Origin of the sequence: Pseudomonas sp. BIGb0278 (assembly GCF_024809895.1) — a bacterium.
Classification (GTDB): Bacteria; Pseudomonadota; Gammaproteobacteria; order Pseudomonadales; family Pseudomonadaceae; genus Aquipseudomonas; species Aquipseudomonas shirazensis.
Window position 1 is genome coordinate 219861 of the sequence record NZ_JANUEL010000005.1, and the last position, 13379, is coordinate 233239.

Below are 13379 nucleotides of genomic sequence, written 5' to 3' on the forward strand. Positions count from 1 at the left end.
TTGTGGGAGCCTCCCATGTTGAACACCCTTTTACCCATTCTGCTGTTCGCGGCCCTTGGCCTGGCAGTGCTCGGCGCGTTGCGCCGGGTGCGCATGTGGCGCCGTGGCCGGCCGTCCAAGGTCAACCTGCTCGGCGGCCTGCTGGCCATGCCGCGGCGCTACCTGGTGGATCTGCACCATGTGGTCGAGCGCGACAAGTACATGTCCAACACCCACGTCGCCACTGCAGGCGGCTTTGTGTTGTCGGCAGCGCTGGCGATTCTGGTGCATGGCTTTGGCCTGCAGAACAAGATCCTTGGCTACGCCCTGCTGGTCGCCACCGTGATCATGTTCACCGGCGCACTGTTCGTCTTCAAGCGGCGCCTCAATCCGCCTGCGCGGCTGTCCAAAGGGCCGTGGATGCGCCTGCCGAAAAGCCTGTTGGTATTCGCGGCGAGCTTCTTCATTGCGACGCTGCCGGTGGCCGGCATCCTGCCCGCCAATACTGGCGGCTGGGTGATGGTCGCGGTGCTGGGCCTTGGTGTGTTGTGGGGCGTGTCCGAGCTGTTCTTCGGCATGACCTGGGGCGGGCCGATGAAGCACGCCTTCGCCGGTGCCCTGCACCTGGCCTGGCACCGCCGCGCCGAACGCTTTGGCGGTGGCCGCTCGACCGGGCTCAAGCCAATCGATCTGGAAGACCCGAACGCGCTGCTCGGTGTAGAAAAGCCTGCCGATTTCACCTGGAACCAACTGCTCGGTTTTGACGCCTGCGTGCAGTGCGGCAAGTGTGAGGCGATGTGCCCGGCGTTCGCCGCTGGTCAGCCACTGAACCCGAAGAAGCTGATCCAGGACATGGTCATCGGCCTGGCCGGTGGCACCGACGCCAAGTTCGCCGGCAGCCCGTATCCGGGCAAGCCGCTGGGCGAGCATGGCGGCCATCCGCATCAGCCGATCGTCAATGGCCTGGTCGATGCCGACACGCTGTGGTCCTGCACCACCTGCCGTGCCTGCGTCGAGGAATGCCCGATGATGATCGAGCACGTCGATGCCATCGTCGACATGCGCCGTCACCTGACTTTGGAACGCGGCGCCACGCCGAACAAGGGCGCCGAGGTGCTCGACAACCTGATCGCCACCGACAACCCGGGCGGCTTCAACCCGGGTGGGCGAATGAACTGGGCCGCCGACCTCAACCTGCAGCTGCTCAGCGAGGTGAAAACCACCGAGGTGCTGTTCTGGGTCGGTGATGGCGCCTTCGACATGCGCAACCAGCGCACCCTGCGTGCCTTCGTCAAAGTGCTGAAGGCGGCAGGCGTGGACTTTGCCGTGCTCGGCCTGGAAGAACGCGACAGCGGCGACGTCGCCCGTCGCCTGGGCGATGAAGCTACCTTCCAGCAACTGGCCAAACGCAATATCCAGACCCTGGCGCAGTACCGCTTCAAGCGCATCGTCACCTGCGACCCGCACAGCTTCCATGTGCTGAAGAATGAATACGGCGCGCTCGGTGGTGACTATCAGGTGCTGCACCACAGCACTTATATCGCCGAGCTGATCGCCGCCAACAAGCTCAACCTCGGCCAGCACAAAGGTTCCAGCGTGACCTATCACGACCCGTGCTACCTGGGCCGCTACAACGGCGAGTACGAGGCGCCGCGCGAAGTGCTCAAGGCGCTGGGCATCGAAGTACGCGAGATGCAGCGCTCGGGCTTCCGTTCACGCTGCTGCGGCGGCGGTGGCGGTGCGCCGATCACCGACATCCCGGGCAAGCAACGGATCCCCGATATGCGCATGGACGACATCCGCGAAACCGAGGCCGAAGTGGTCGCCGTGGGTTGCCCACAGTGCACCGCGATGCTTGAAGGCGTGGTCGAACCACGGCCACTGATCAAGGACCTCGCCGAGTTGGTCGCCGATGTGCTGATCGAAGCCGATGCTCCAGCTACTGCGAAAGCTGCAGCAGCCAAACGTGAACCTGCGGAGGTGCATTGATGAGCGACATCATCCGCCGCGACCCACGCGCCGAGTGGATCGCCCGTAACCGTCTGCATCCGCTGCACGCAGCGATGCAGACCCAGCAAACCAGCTGGATGGGGCCCAATGGCATCATCCGCAAGAACCCCCACGCAATTGCCGCAGGCTTCATTGCGGCCAGCGGCCTCAAACGCCTGGACCGCAGCGGTGCCCAGCAAGGCACCGCTACCGGAGGCCGGCGTACGGCTGCAGCTGAAGTGCAGTTGCCGCTACATCAGGTGGCAGATCCTGCGTTCTACATCGCCGTGGTCCCGGACATGGTCGGCGGCCGCCTTGGCCCTCACGACCGCGACTTGCTCGGCCTGGCCCACAGCCTGGCCGGCAAGGATGGCGCGGTGCTGGCGATTGTTTTTGGCGAGCACAAGGAAGGCAATTTCGGCGCCGCCGGTGTCGATCGCCTGCTGGTGATCGAAGGCGAGGCATTCCATGGTTATGCACCGGAGCAACTGGTGCAGGGCCTGCGCGCTGTGGATAACCAGTTTGCCCCGCAGCACTGGCTGCTGCCCGACAGCCGCACCGGTGGCGGTGAGCTTGGCCGGCGCTTTGCTGCATCACTGGGTGAACGCCCGGCGACGCGGGTCTGGCAGATCAAGGATGGCCAGTGCATCGGCCGTGCTGGCGCGGGCCAACAAGACCTGCAACGGGGCATGGCACGGCTGATTCTGGCCGCTGCCGAGTGCGCCGAGCCGGTCAGTGAAACCCGCCATGAGGCGCTGCCGGTCGAGTTGTCCACAAGCGTTGCGCGTAGCTTGTCGCGCATCGAGGACCTTGGCTCGGTGGCGGTCGACCCGGCCGCCATTGCCATGGCCGAGTCGGAATTCATCGTCTCTGGCGGTAACGGCGTCAAGGACTGGGAGCTATTCCACCGTGCCACCGCTGCATTGGGCGCCACCGAAGGTGCCTCGCGGGTGGCGGTCGACGACGGCTTCATGCCGCGTACGCGCCAGGTGGGTGCCACCGGTACCTGGGTTACCGCACGGGTGTACGTCGCGGTCGGCATCTCAGGCGCGATCCAGCACCTGCAGGGCATTGGTGCCTGTGACAAGGTGGTGGCGGTGAACATGGACCCTGGCTGCGACATGATCAAACGGGCCGACCTGTCAGTGATTGGCGACAGCGCGGCGATTCTTCAGGCTCTGATCGAAGCTGTGGATAACTACCGCAGCGGCGGCCAGCGCGACGCGGCATAAGGGTTCCAACATGAGTACAAAGGTCATTAGCCTGGTTTCCATTGGTGCTCATCCCGGCTCTGGCCGTAGTCGCCGGGCCGAGCAGGATGCCCGTGCGGTCGAGCTGGGATTGCAGCTGGCTGGGGATAACTTGCAGGTGGTGCATGCTGGCGATCACCGCCAGGAGGCGCTGCGTGCTTATCTGGGCATGGGCCTGGATCATCTGGATGTACTTGAGCAACCGGAAGGGGCTGATGTGCTCGAGGTGCTTGGCGACTATCTACGTGATGCTGGCGCCCAGCTGGTGTTGACCGGCAGCCAGGCCGAGACCGGCGAGGGTTCGGGCATGTTGCCGTTCTTGCTCGCCGAGAAGCTGGGTTGGCCATTGATTGTCGGGCTGGCCGAGGTCGAGTCGATCGAGAATGGCACCGCCCAGGTATTGCAGGCGCTGCCGCGTGGTCAGCGGCGCCGGTTGAAAGTGCGCTTGCCGTTGCTGGCCACTGTGGATAACGCAGCGCCCAAGCCACGCCAAAGCGCGTTCGGACCTGCGCGGCGTGGCGTGCTGGCAGCGCGTGATGTGGCGATTGTCGAAGATGAGCTGCTGGCGGATGCCGAGCTGCAACCGGCCCGACCAAGGCCCAAGCGGCTCAAGGTGATCAAGGCCAAGAGCGGCGCGGATCGGATGAAGGCTGCAACAGCCAAGGCCAGCGGTGGTGGCGGCAAGGTGCTGAAGGATGTTTGCCCCCAGGAAGGCGCCGAGGCCATCCTCAAGCTGCTGGTAGAGGAAGGAGTGCTGCGCTAGTAGCGGCCTCCCGACTCATGCGGCTACGGCGGTGGCGCGCGGTCCCTGTAGGAGCGGCCTTGTGTCGCGAAAGGGCTGCGAAGCGGACCTACATTTTCAACTTCACCGCTGACATCATTGGGCCCGCTCTGCGGGCCTTTCGCGACACAAGGCCGCTCCTACAGGGGGCAGTGGTGTTACGCACATTTGCTGTTAGCCAGGCTGTGGATAAAGTGTTCGCTAATGCCTGCAGCCCTTTGAATTCGCGGCGTACAGCCAGCTGTACAATAATTGATCAGGCTAAGCCATGGATTTTCATGGCTTTTTTGCGTGTTCAAGCTTTGAAGTTGCCCACAATCGCTGTTAGCCGGCCTGTGGATAAACTGTTCGGCTAACTCGCTAGGCCACGTAGTCCGTGGCTTACATGGGATTGATCAAAATTCGATCAATCTTCTTCACAAGATGCTCAGATGCCTGAGATTCAGGGCTCTCGATAGCTTATCCACATGCGTAGCGAGCGTTGTTCACAAAGTCTGTTGGCGCTTCTGTGGACAACATGTTCGGCATCCGCTGCAAGCCACGTATCTAAAGGCCTGCATGGAATTGATCAATAATTGATCAGGAGGGGAGTGGAGCGAGGTCTGAAGATGCTGCCGGGTACCTGTGGACAACTTGCCGGGCACACCATAGGCATGCTCGGCAGGTCTATTACTGCGTAACGACTTCTTTCAGATAAGGCGCAGGTTCCGCCCCGAGGTTTTCCAGCACGCGCTGGCTGTACCAGTCGATGAAGTTGACCACACCAAACTCGTAAGTCTTGGAGTACGGCCCAGGCTGATAAGCAGTGGAGTTGATCCCGCGCTGGTTCTCTTCAGCCAGACGGCGGTCCTGGTCGTTGGTGGCGTCCCACACCTTGCGCATCTGCTCTGGGTCGTAATCAACGCCTTCAACAGCATCTTTGTGTACCAGCCACTTGGTGCTTACCAGGGTCTCCTGAGCGCTGATCGGCCACACCGTGAAGACAATCATGTGATCGCCCATGCAGTGGTTCCAAGAGTGCGGCAGGTGCAGGATGCGCATCGAGCCCAGGTCTGGGTTCTGGATGCGGCCCATGAGCTTCTTGCTCGCCTGCTTGCCGTCCATGGTCATCGACACGGTGCCCTTGAGCAGCGGCATGCGCACGATGCGGTTACGCAGGCCGTGGCTCTTGTGCAGGTAAGGGATCTTCTCCGCTTCCCAGGCCGTAGCGCAGGCGGCGACGTGGTCCTTGAACGACTGATCGGCACGCGGGTCGTTGGTGTCGTCCCACTCGAGCAGGGTCTTGAGCAGCTCTGGGTGCGAACCGGAGCAGTGGTAGCACTCGCGGTTGTTCTCCAGCACCAGCTTCCAGTTGGCTTTCTCCATCAAGGTGGTTTGCACCGCCACCTTGGTGTTCTCCATGTCGTACGGTTCCATGTAGTGGTCGAGCGTAGCCAGGAACTCGTCGATAGCCGGCGGGTTCTGCGCCAGGCTGATGAAGATGTAGCCACCAGCGACCTTGACGTTGACCGGCTTGAGGCCGTACTCCTTCATGTCGAAGTCATCGCCCATTTCGGTGCCGGCAAACAGCAGGCGACCGTCCAGCTCGTAGGTCCACTGGTGGTAATGGCAGACCAGCTTGGCGACCTTGCCCTTCTCGCTGGTGCACAGCCGCGAACCGCGGTGGCGGCAGACGTTGTGGAACGCATGCACCTTGCCTTCGGCGCCGCGGATGACAATGATCGGGTTTTTGCCGACTTGCAGGGTGAGGAAGTTGCCCTTGGTCGGGATCTCGCAGGTCATGCCCGCGATCAGCCATTCCTTCTGGAAAATTTCCTGCATGTCGATCTGAAACAGACGCTCGTCAGTGTAGAACGGCTGGGGCAGCGAGTAGGTGCGCTCGCGGGTCTGCAGCATCTCGGCGGTGGCCTTGCGTGCAGCTTCCAGTGGATCGCCCAGGCTCAGGGTTGCGGTGACGTCCATCGTTGTAATCCTCAAGGCCGATAAAGGCCGGCGAAAGGTGGCTAATCGTTGTTTTAGTGCCGCAAGGCAGGTGCAGAAAACATCAGGTCTATTTGCCGTGGAGTGTGCGATCAAGGGCGCCTTGAGCCGTATCCATGGGCGACATGGCCGAATCGAATTCCGACGCGCCAGCCCTTGTCGTGCGGGGCTGGTCGCGATAAGCACGCCGATGTCGCTGATGGGAATGTGCCGGGCCACGGCCTTGAGCATTATCGGAGCCATAAAAGGCCGGTAGTCGGCCGTTGGAGAACAACATGTCCGAAACATTCCTCAACCCGGTCAGCACCCAGACCTGGGCCAACGGCCGCCACATCGTGCGCTGCGTCAAGGTCATCCAGGAAACCTGGGATGTGCGCACCTTCTGCTTCATGGCCGACCAGCCGATCATGTTCTTCTTCAAGCCCGGCCAGTTCGTCACCCTGGAGCTTGAAATCGAAGGCAAGCAGGTGATGCGCTCGTACACCATCTCCAGTTCGCCGTCGGTGCCGTACAGCTTCTCGATCACGGTCAAGCGGGTACCGGGTGGGCATGTTTCCAACTACCTGCACGACACCATGCACGAAGGCGCCGAACTGCCGGTGCACGGCCCGGTCGGCTTGTTCAACGCAATCGATTTCCCGGCACCGAAGGTGCTCTACCTTAGCGGTGGCGTCGGTATCACCCCGGTGATGTCGATGGCGCGCTGGTTCTATGACACCAACGCCAATGTCGACATGGTGTTCGTCCACAGCGCGCGTTCACCGAAGGACATCATCTACCACCGCGAGCTGGAACAGATGGCCTCGCGCATTCCCAACTTCAGCCTGCACATCATTTGTGAGAAGCACGGGCTGGGCGAGCCGTGGGCAGGTTATCGGGGGTATCTGAACCAGCGCCTGATGGAGCTGATCGCCCCGGATTACATGGAGCGCGTGGTGTTCTGCTGCGGGCCTACGCCGTACATGAGCGCGGTCAAGCGTATGCTCGAGGCGGTCGGCTTCGACATGAAGAACTACCACGAGGAGTCGTTTGGCGCGACCCCGGCGGAGGCCAAGGCCGACGCTGTCGAGCACGCCGAACAGGCAGCCGATGCTCCGGAAGTGGATCTGTCCGATCTGAACCTGGTGGAGTTCGTCGGCAGCGAGAAGAGCATCCGCGTGGCCCCGGGCGAGACCGTGCATGCGGCGGCGGCCAAGGTCGGCCTGATGATCCCGAAAGCCTGCGGCATGGGCATCTGCGGCACCTGCAAGGTGCTCAAGCTGGGCGGCGAAGTGGACATGGAGCACAACGGCGGCATCACCGAAGAGGATGAAGCCGAGGGCTACATCCTCTCCTGCTGCAGCGTGCCGCGCGGCGACGTTCGTATCGAGTACTAAGCCGAGGCCGCTTGAGCGCTCTTGAGCGCTGCAGCCTGGGTCAGACGCGGAAGCGTGCAACCAGGCTGCTGAGGTCGACGGCCAGGCGCGACAGCTCGGCACTCGCCGCGCTGGTCTGGTGTGCCCCGGTGGCGCTTTGCACCGACAGGTCGTTGATGTTGACCAGATTACGGTCAACTTCGCGGGCGACCTGAGCCTGCTCTTCGGCCGCACTGGCGATGACCAGGTTACGCTCGTTGATGTGTGCTACGGCCGTGGCGATGGTGTCCAGCGCCAGGCCTGCGCCGCGGGCGATGTTCAGGGTCGATTCGGCGCGTTCGGTGCTGGTGCGCATCGACTCGACCGCCTGGCCGGTGCCGCCCTGGATGGTGCCGATCATGCGCTCGATCTCGCTGGTCGACTGCTGGGTGCGATGCGCCAGTGCACGCACTTCGTCAGCCACCACGGCAAAACCACGCCCGGCCTCACCGGCCCGCGCTGCCTCGATGGCGGCGTTGAGGGCGAGCAGGTTGGTCTGGTCGGCCAGGCCGCGAATCACGTCGAGTACCTTGCCGATATCACGCGACTGTTCGGCCAGGTGAGTGATCAGCTTGGCAGTACCCTGCACGTCACCGCTCATGCGCTCGATGGCGCTGACGGTTTCCAGTACCAGGTCACGGCCATCGCTGGTCGAACGGCTGGCTTCAGCCGAAGCCTCCGAGGTGCTGACGGCATTGCGCGCCACTTCTTCGACCGCGCTGGTCATCTCGGTAACGGCAGTGGCGGCCTGTTCGATTTCGGCGTTCTGCTGCTGCAGGCCGCGCGCGCTCTCGTCGGTCACGCTGTTGAGCTCTTCGGCCGCCGAGGCCAGCTGGGTAGAGGAGCCGGCGATCAGGTGCAGGGTGTCGCGCAGCTTTTCCTGCATGCGGGCCATGGCTCGCTGCAGGCGCGCTGCTTCGTCGCTGCCTTCGGCGCGAATGGTGTGGGTGAGGTCGCCGTCGGCGACCTGTTCAGCTGCCTGCAAGGCTTCTTCGATCGGCTTGACGATGCTGCGGGTCAACAGCAATGCACAGATCAGGGTCAGCACGGTGGCGGCGATGAGCAGACCGATCACCAGGGTGAACGCCGTGCTGTACTGATTGGCGGCGGTGGCGTTGGCGTTGCGCGCCTGCTCGGTGTTCATTTCCAGCAGGGTGTTCATGACCTTGTTGATCTGCTCGGAGTTGGTCAGCAGGTCGCGGTTGAGCAGGTCGGCCAGTTCCTCGATGCGGTTGGCCTGACTCAGGTTGCGCATGCGGGTTTCCAGCTGGCGGTACTGGGTCAGCAACTGGCCGTACTGATCGAACGCGGCTTGTTCTTCGACGTCGACGATAAACGTCTGGTAACGGCTCTGGGCCTTGTCGATTTGCGCGTTGCGCTCGTCCAGCAGGCGCAGGGTGTCTTGCTGAGCGGCCGGGTCACGATTGACCAGCAGACGATAGGACAGCGTACGCAAGCGCAGGCTCAACGCGGTCAGTTCATCGAGGGTTTTGATGCTCGGCACGTTGATGCTTTCGATGGCGACACCCGCCTGGCGAATCTTGCCCATCTGGACCAGCGAAAATACGCCAAGGCCAAGCATCAATGCGCCGATCAAGGCAAACCCGAGCAAGGCGCGCGGGGCGATATTCATATTGCGTAGGGACATGATTTGGACAATCCGGGCAAGGTAAGGTGGCGCGCAATCCTTGCGTCGAGATAAGACCTGTATGGCTATCGGTCATGACCGGCCAGTCTTGAGTTCGATGAGCAAAAGCCCGAGTTGGCCGCGACAAATCCTGACCGGCGGTTGACCCAGGCCGGAACAAGGTGGCCGATCCCCTGTCAATCTGGCCTGGCTGAAGCCTTTTGACCCGATATTTAATGGCGGGGGCGCGTGCTTTTCTTTATCGTGTGCGCCCTCTGCAACAACCCGAGATAGACATACCCCATGTTGGAAACTTCCCTGAATCAACTCGAGCAGCTGGTCAACGACCTGATGCAGAAAAACACCCAGCTGAGCGAGCAGAACGCTGCCATCGCCCAGGAACTGGCCCAGGCCAAGGAAGACAACGACAGCCTGCAGCTGTCGCTGATGGAACAGGAAGAGAAACACGGCGCCACTGCTGCGCGTATCCAGGCGCTGGTTGAGCGCGCCAGCGCAGGTGTCGTCAACGCATGAAACTGCAAGCGCAGCCGATCAATGTCGTGTCGATTCTGGGTATCGACTATTCGATCAAGGCCCCTGAAGGCCAGGAAGAGACCCTCTCGCAGGCTGTGCGGATGCTCAACACCGCCCTCAACGAAACCAAGCGCCAGTACCCGACCCTGATCGGTGACAAGCTGCTGGTGCTGGCGGCGCTGAATCTGTGCTCGCGGCAGATCGAACTGCAAAAAGAGCATCAAGTGACGCTCGCCCGCACCCAGGCGCAGATCGATGCCACGGTAGATGCCATCGCACGCACCATCGGCGAGCAGTAAAGCACCAGCCAACAGGCAAAATTCGAGCGGGGGGCAGCCATGCGGTGACGCGTGGCTGTTCCCCGTTTTGCGTTCAGCATTTGTCGATGATTGCTGGATTGAATGGATACGTAAGTGTATACAATCTCCCAAAACAAGAATCCTGGGGGAGGAAAACGTATGCGTATCTGGCGGCGAAGTATCCAGTTGCAGTTGATCGCAGGCATGGGCACGGCCCTGTTGGTGAGCATCCTGGTGGTGGTTGCGATCTATACCGTGGCGGTCAATCGCCTGACCGAGCGCTATTTGCTCGACACCGCTCTGCCGGCCAGCGTCGAGGCCATTCGCAACGATATCGAGCGCATGCTTAGCCAGCCGCTGGTGGCGGCCGCCGATATTGCTGGCAATACCCTGCTGCGTGACTGGCTCGCTGCCGGTGAGAATCCCGCCGAGGCGGCGCGCTTCATCGAATACCTGGACGCTGCCAAGCAGCGCAACCATGCGTTTACCGCCTTGTTCGCCGCCACTGCGAGCGGCCACTACTACAACGAGAAAGGCCTGGATCGCACCCTTAGCCGGCAGAACCCCAAGGACCAGTGGTTCTATGGCTACATCGACAGTGGTGCCGAGCGGCTGATCAATATCGACGTGGATGGCGCCACCGGCGAGGTGGCGCTGTTCATCGACTATCGCATCGAAAAGGCCGGGCAGCTGGTCGGCATCGCCGGCATGGGCTTGCGCCTGACCGAGTTGTCCAAGCTGATCCACGACTTCAGCTTTGGCGAGCAGGGCAGGGTCATGCTGGTGCGCAACGACGGCCTCATCCAGGTCCACCCGGACAACCAATACAGCGCCAAACGCACGCTCGCCGAACAGGTCGGTGGCGACGCCGCCAAGCGTTTACTGGGGCAGGGCGCAGGCTTGCAGCGTAGCCAGTTCGAACGTGACGGCGAGCAGTATCTGGCCCTGAGCCTGCCGCTGCGTGATCTCAACTGGACGCTGGTGGCCGAAGTGCCACAGGCGCAGATCTACGCGCAGATGCGCCAGGCGGTATGGTTGACCAGCTTGATTGGTGGGGCAGTAGCCTTGCTCTCATTGCTGCTGGTGGTGCTGCTGGCGCGCGGGTTGGTGCGCCCGATCCGTCAGGTGACCACGGCGCTGGTGCAGATTGGTGGCGGCGCCGGCGACCTGAGCCATCGCCTGGATGATTCCCGCGAGGATGAACTGGGTGACCTGGCTCGCGGCTTCAACCGCTTTCTCGACAGCCAGAGGGCGCTGATCGCCGAGGTGCTGAGCACTACCGAGCGCCTGCACCGTTCGGTCGAACAGGTGACGCAGGTAGTCGGCAACACCGCCGACCGCTCGGAACGTCAGCAACAGATGACCGAGATGGTCGCCACCGCCGTGCACCAGATGGGCCTGACTGTGCAGGACGTTGCGCAAAACGCAGGACATGCGGCGTACGCCTCGCAGTCGGCGCGTGACGAAGCGGTGCAGGCGCGCCAGCAGGTGCAGCAGTCGGTACAGGGTATCCATGGCATGTCCGGTGAAATCAGCCGGGCCGCCGAGGCGGTGGGCCAGTTGGCGCAGGAAGTGGCCTCGATCGATGAGGTGCTGGCGGTGATTCGCAGCGTTTCCGAGCAGACCAACCTGCTCGCCCTCAATGCGGCCATCGAGGCGGCCCGCGCCGGTGAAATGGGCCGCGGCTTTGCCGTGGTCGCCGATGAAGTGCGCACCCTGGCCCGGCGCACGCAGCTGTCTACCGATCAGGTGCAGCAGATGATTCAGCGCCTCAAGCAGGGCGCCGGCGTGGCTGTGACGTCAATGCAGGCAGGCCAGCTGGCCACCGGTAGCGGGGTTGAAGCAAGCCAGCGCACCGGCGCCTCGCTGGGGGCGATCACCGATCAGGTCGAGCGCATCAGTGACATGAACCAGCAGGTGGCCACCGCGACCGAGCAGCAGTCAGCGGTGACTGAAGAGATCAATCGCAACGTGCAGGGGATTTCCGACCTGGCCCGGCAGACCGCCGCCGAGGTGCTTGGTTGTCGCGAGGAATGCCAGGCACTGCGCCGCTTGGCCGATGACCTGGCGCGGCAGATGGGTGGTTTCAGGCTGTAAAGGGCAGTCGCCGGCGGTTGCCGCGAGCCTGTAGGAGCGGCATTGTGTCGCGAAAGGCCAGCGAAGCTGGCCCGGCGATAGTGGCGGCGAAGCTGAGAATCTGGGGCCGCTGCGCGACCCTTTCGCGACATAAGGCCGCTCCTACAGGGATGGCTCTACAGAGGGGTGGCCGCCACAACTGCGCGGATATCCGCCGCCAGCTCACGCACGCGCGTGAGTTCCGTGTCCCACGAGCACATGAAGCGTGCGCCGCCGCTGCCAATGAAGGTGTAGAAGCGCCAGCCCTTGTTGCGCAGCGCCTCGAGCGCCGGCTCCGGCATTTGCAGAAACACCCCGTTGGCTTCCACCGGGAACATCAGCTTCACCTGAGGCAGGTCGCTGACCAGCGAGGCCAGCAACTGCGCGCAGTGGTTGGCGTGGTTGCCGTGGCGTAGCCAGGCGCCGTCTTCCAGCAGCCCCACCCAAGGCGCGGAGAGGAAGCGCATCTTCGATGCCAGCTGGCCGGCCTGCTTGCAGCGGTAGTCGAAGTCTTCGGCCAGCTCGCGGTTGAAGAACAGGATCGCCTCGCCCACGGCCATGCCGTTCTTGGTGCCGCCAAAGCACAGCACATCGACGCCGGCCTTCCAGGTCAGCTCGGCCGGCGAGCAGCCGAGGAACGAGCAGGCATTGGTGAAGCGCGCGCCATCCATATGCAGGTTGAGGCCCAGCTCCTTGCAGGTGGCGCTGATCGCCTTGAGCTCGTCGGGGCGGTACACGGTGCCGACTTCGGTGGCCTGGGTGAGGGTCACCACGCGTGGTTTCGGATAGTGGATGTCCTGGCGTTTGAGCGCCACTTCGCGGATCGACTCCGGCGTCAGCTTGCCGTTGACGCTGGCCGCGGTGAGCAGCTTGGAGCCGTTCGAGAAAAACTCCGGAGCGCCGCATTCGTCGGTCTCGACGTGGGCGGTCTCCGAGCAGATCACGCTGTGGTAGCTCTGGCACAAGGAGGCCAGGGCCAACGAGTTGGCTGCGGTGCCGTTGAAGGCGAAGAACACTTCGCAGTCGGTTTCGAAGATCTTGCGAAAGTACGCCGCCGCACGCTCGGTCCACTGATCATCGCCGTAGGCGCGCTCGTGGCCCTGATTGGCCTTGGCCATCGCCGCCCAGGCTTCGGGGCAGATGCCGGAATAGTTGTCGCTGGCGAATTGCTGGCTGTTATCTGTCATGACACGGTCCTGTGAACGACGCAGAGATGCACTCTAAACGATCATTTACCCGGTTGCCTATACAACCGTGCACGGCGCAATTGCCCGGCCCGCCGGCGGCTCAGGCACGCGGGCGCAGGCCGATGGCTGATTTTGGCAAGCATGCCCGCGCGCGACAGCCCACCGGCGAATGTCGTAAACGCGCCATTGCAAGGCGTGCGCAGGCATCTGACCCACCCGCCGCAGTCATACCATCGGCACAAAG

10 protein-coding genes and 1 pseudogene are annotated in these 13379 nt (G+C 62.8%); 8 read left to right on the forward strand and 3 right to left on the reverse strand.

Going from position 1 to position 13379, the window contains the following annotated elements; genetic code table 11:
* The first annotated feature begins 15 nt into the window (after positions 1-15).
* Genes dgcB through M2396_RS18145 form a run of 3 tightly spaced genes read left to right on the forward strand, consistent with a single transcriptional unit; the run spans position 16 to position 3981 of the window.
* Positions 16-1968, forward strand: a complete 1953-nt coding sequence (dgcB, locus tag M2396_RS18135; protein WP_101322480.1) for a dimethylglycine demethylation protein DgcB — start codon at positions 16-18, stop codon at positions 1966-1968.
* Positions 1968-3200, forward strand: coding sequence for an electron transfer flavoprotein subunit alpha/FixB family protein (locus tag M2396_RS18140; protein ID WP_259076822.1), 1233 nt, complete (start codon positions 1968-1970; stop codon positions 3198-3200). The genes dgcB and M2396_RS18140 overlap by 1 nt, the downstream gene beginning before the upstream one ends.
* Before the next feature lie 10 nt (positions 3201-3210).
* Positions 3211-3981: an electron transfer flavoprotein subunit beta gene (locus tag M2396_RS18145; protein WP_259076824.1), complete on the forward strand. Its 771-nt coding sequence runs from the start codon at positions 3211-3213 to the stop codon at positions 3979-3981.
* A gap of 687 nt (positions 3982-4668) precedes the next feature.
* Here M2396_RS18145 and gbcA read toward each other — a convergent pair.
* On the reverse strand, positions 4669-5961 hold the full coding sequence (gene gbcA, locus M2396_RS18150) for a glycine-betaine demethylase subunit GbcA (RefSeq protein ID WP_150572818.1): 1293 nt from the start codon (positions 5959-5961) through the stop codon (positions 4669-4671).
* A 293-nt stretch (positions 5962-6254) separates the two neighbouring features.
* Between gbcA and gbcB the strand changes: the two genes are divergently transcribed.
* Positions 6255-7355, forward strand: coding sequence for a glycine-betaine demethylase subunit GbcB (gene gbcB, locus M2396_RS18155; RefSeq protein ID WP_101322475.1), 1101 nt, complete (start codon positions 6255-6257; stop codon positions 7353-7355).
* A 40-nt stretch (positions 7356-7395) separates the two neighbouring features.
* Here the strand turns inward: gbcB and M2396_RS18160 are convergent, their stop codons facing one another.
* Entirely contained in the window at positions 7396-9021 is a 1626-nt protein-coding gene (locus tag M2396_RS18160) for a methyl-accepting chemotaxis protein (protein ID WP_101322474.1), read from the reverse strand.
* Between the two features lie 282 nt (positions 9022-9303).
* On the opposite strand from M2396_RS18160, the gene M2396_RS18165 reads away from it, so the two are divergent.
* The 4 genes and pseudogenes from M2396_RS18165 (at position 9304) to M2396_RS24405 (ending at position 11930) form a co-directional block, all read left to right on the forward strand.
* The gene (locus tag M2396_RS18165) at positions 9304-9534 is read left to right on the forward strand and encodes a hypothetical protein (protein ID WP_259076829.1); all 231 of its coding nucleotides are present in this window, start codon (positions 9304-9306) and stop codon (positions 9532-9534) included.
* Positions 9531-9833: a cell division protein ZapA gene (locus M2396_RS18170; RefSeq protein WP_101322472.1), complete on the forward strand. Its 303-nt coding sequence runs from the start codon at positions 9531-9533 to the stop codon at positions 9831-9833. Before M2396_RS18165 ends, M2396_RS18170 begins: the two co-directional genes overlap by 4 nt.
* 204 nt (positions 9834-10037) lie before the next feature.
* Positions 10038-11066, forward strand: a pseudogene (locus tag M2396_RS24400) (cache domain-containing protein); the annotation flags it as partial.
* Positions 11067-11201: 135 nt separating this feature from the next.
* Positions 11202-11930: a methyl-accepting chemotaxis protein gene (locus M2396_RS24405; protein WP_409035109.1), complete on the forward strand. Its 729-nt coding sequence runs from the start codon at positions 11202-11204 to the stop codon at positions 11928-11930.
* A gap of 155 nt (positions 11931-12085) precedes the next feature.
* Here the strand turns inward: M2396_RS24405 and M2396_RS18180 are convergent, their stop codons facing one another.
* On the reverse strand, positions 12086-13135 hold the full coding sequence (locus M2396_RS18180) for a low specificity L-threonine aldolase (RefSeq protein ID WP_220632686.1): 1050 nt from the start codon (positions 13133-13135) through the stop codon (positions 12086-12088).
* Positions 13136-13379: the final 244 nt, after the last annotated feature.

Bases quoted from the DNA above. Each gene is read 5' to 3' on its own strand.
- dgcB (WP_101322480.1), top strand. From the start codon at position 16: ATGTTGAACACCCTTTTACCCATTCTGCTGTTCGCGGCCCTTGGCCTG.
- M2396_RS18140 (WP_259076822.1), top strand. From the start codon at position 1,968: ATGAGCGACATCATCCGCCGCGACCCACGCGCCGAGTGGATCGCCCGT.
- M2396_RS18145 (WP_259076824.1), top strand. From the start codon at position 3,211: ATGAGTACAAAGGTCATTAGCCTGGTTTCCATTGGTGCTCATCCCGGC.
- gbcA (WP_150572818.1), bottom strand. From the start codon at position 5,961: ATGGACGTCACCGCAACCCTGAGCCTGGGCGATCCACTGGAAGCTGCA.
- gbcB (WP_101322475.1), top strand. From the start codon at position 6,255: ATGTCCGAAACATTCCTCAACCCGGTCAGCACCCAGACCTGGGCCAAC.
- M2396_RS18160 (WP_101322474.1), bottom strand. From the start codon at position 9,021: ATGTCCCTACGCAATATGAATATCGCCCCGCGCGCCTTGCTCGGGTTT.
- M2396_RS18165 (WP_259076829.1), top strand. From the start codon at position 9,304: ATGTTGGAAACTTCCCTGAATCAACTCGAGCAGCTGGTCAACGACCTG.
- M2396_RS18170 (WP_101322472.1), top strand. From the start codon at position 9,531: ATGAAACTGCAAGCGCAGCCGATCAATGTCGTGTCGATTCTGGGTATC.
- M2396_RS24405 (WP_409035109.1), top strand. From the start codon at position 11,202: ATGGTCGCCACCGCCGTGCACCAGATGGGCCTGACTGTGCAGGACGTT.
- M2396_RS18180 (WP_220632686.1), bottom strand. From the start codon at position 13,135: ATGACAGATAACAGCCAGCAATTCGCCAGCGACAACTATTCCGGCATC.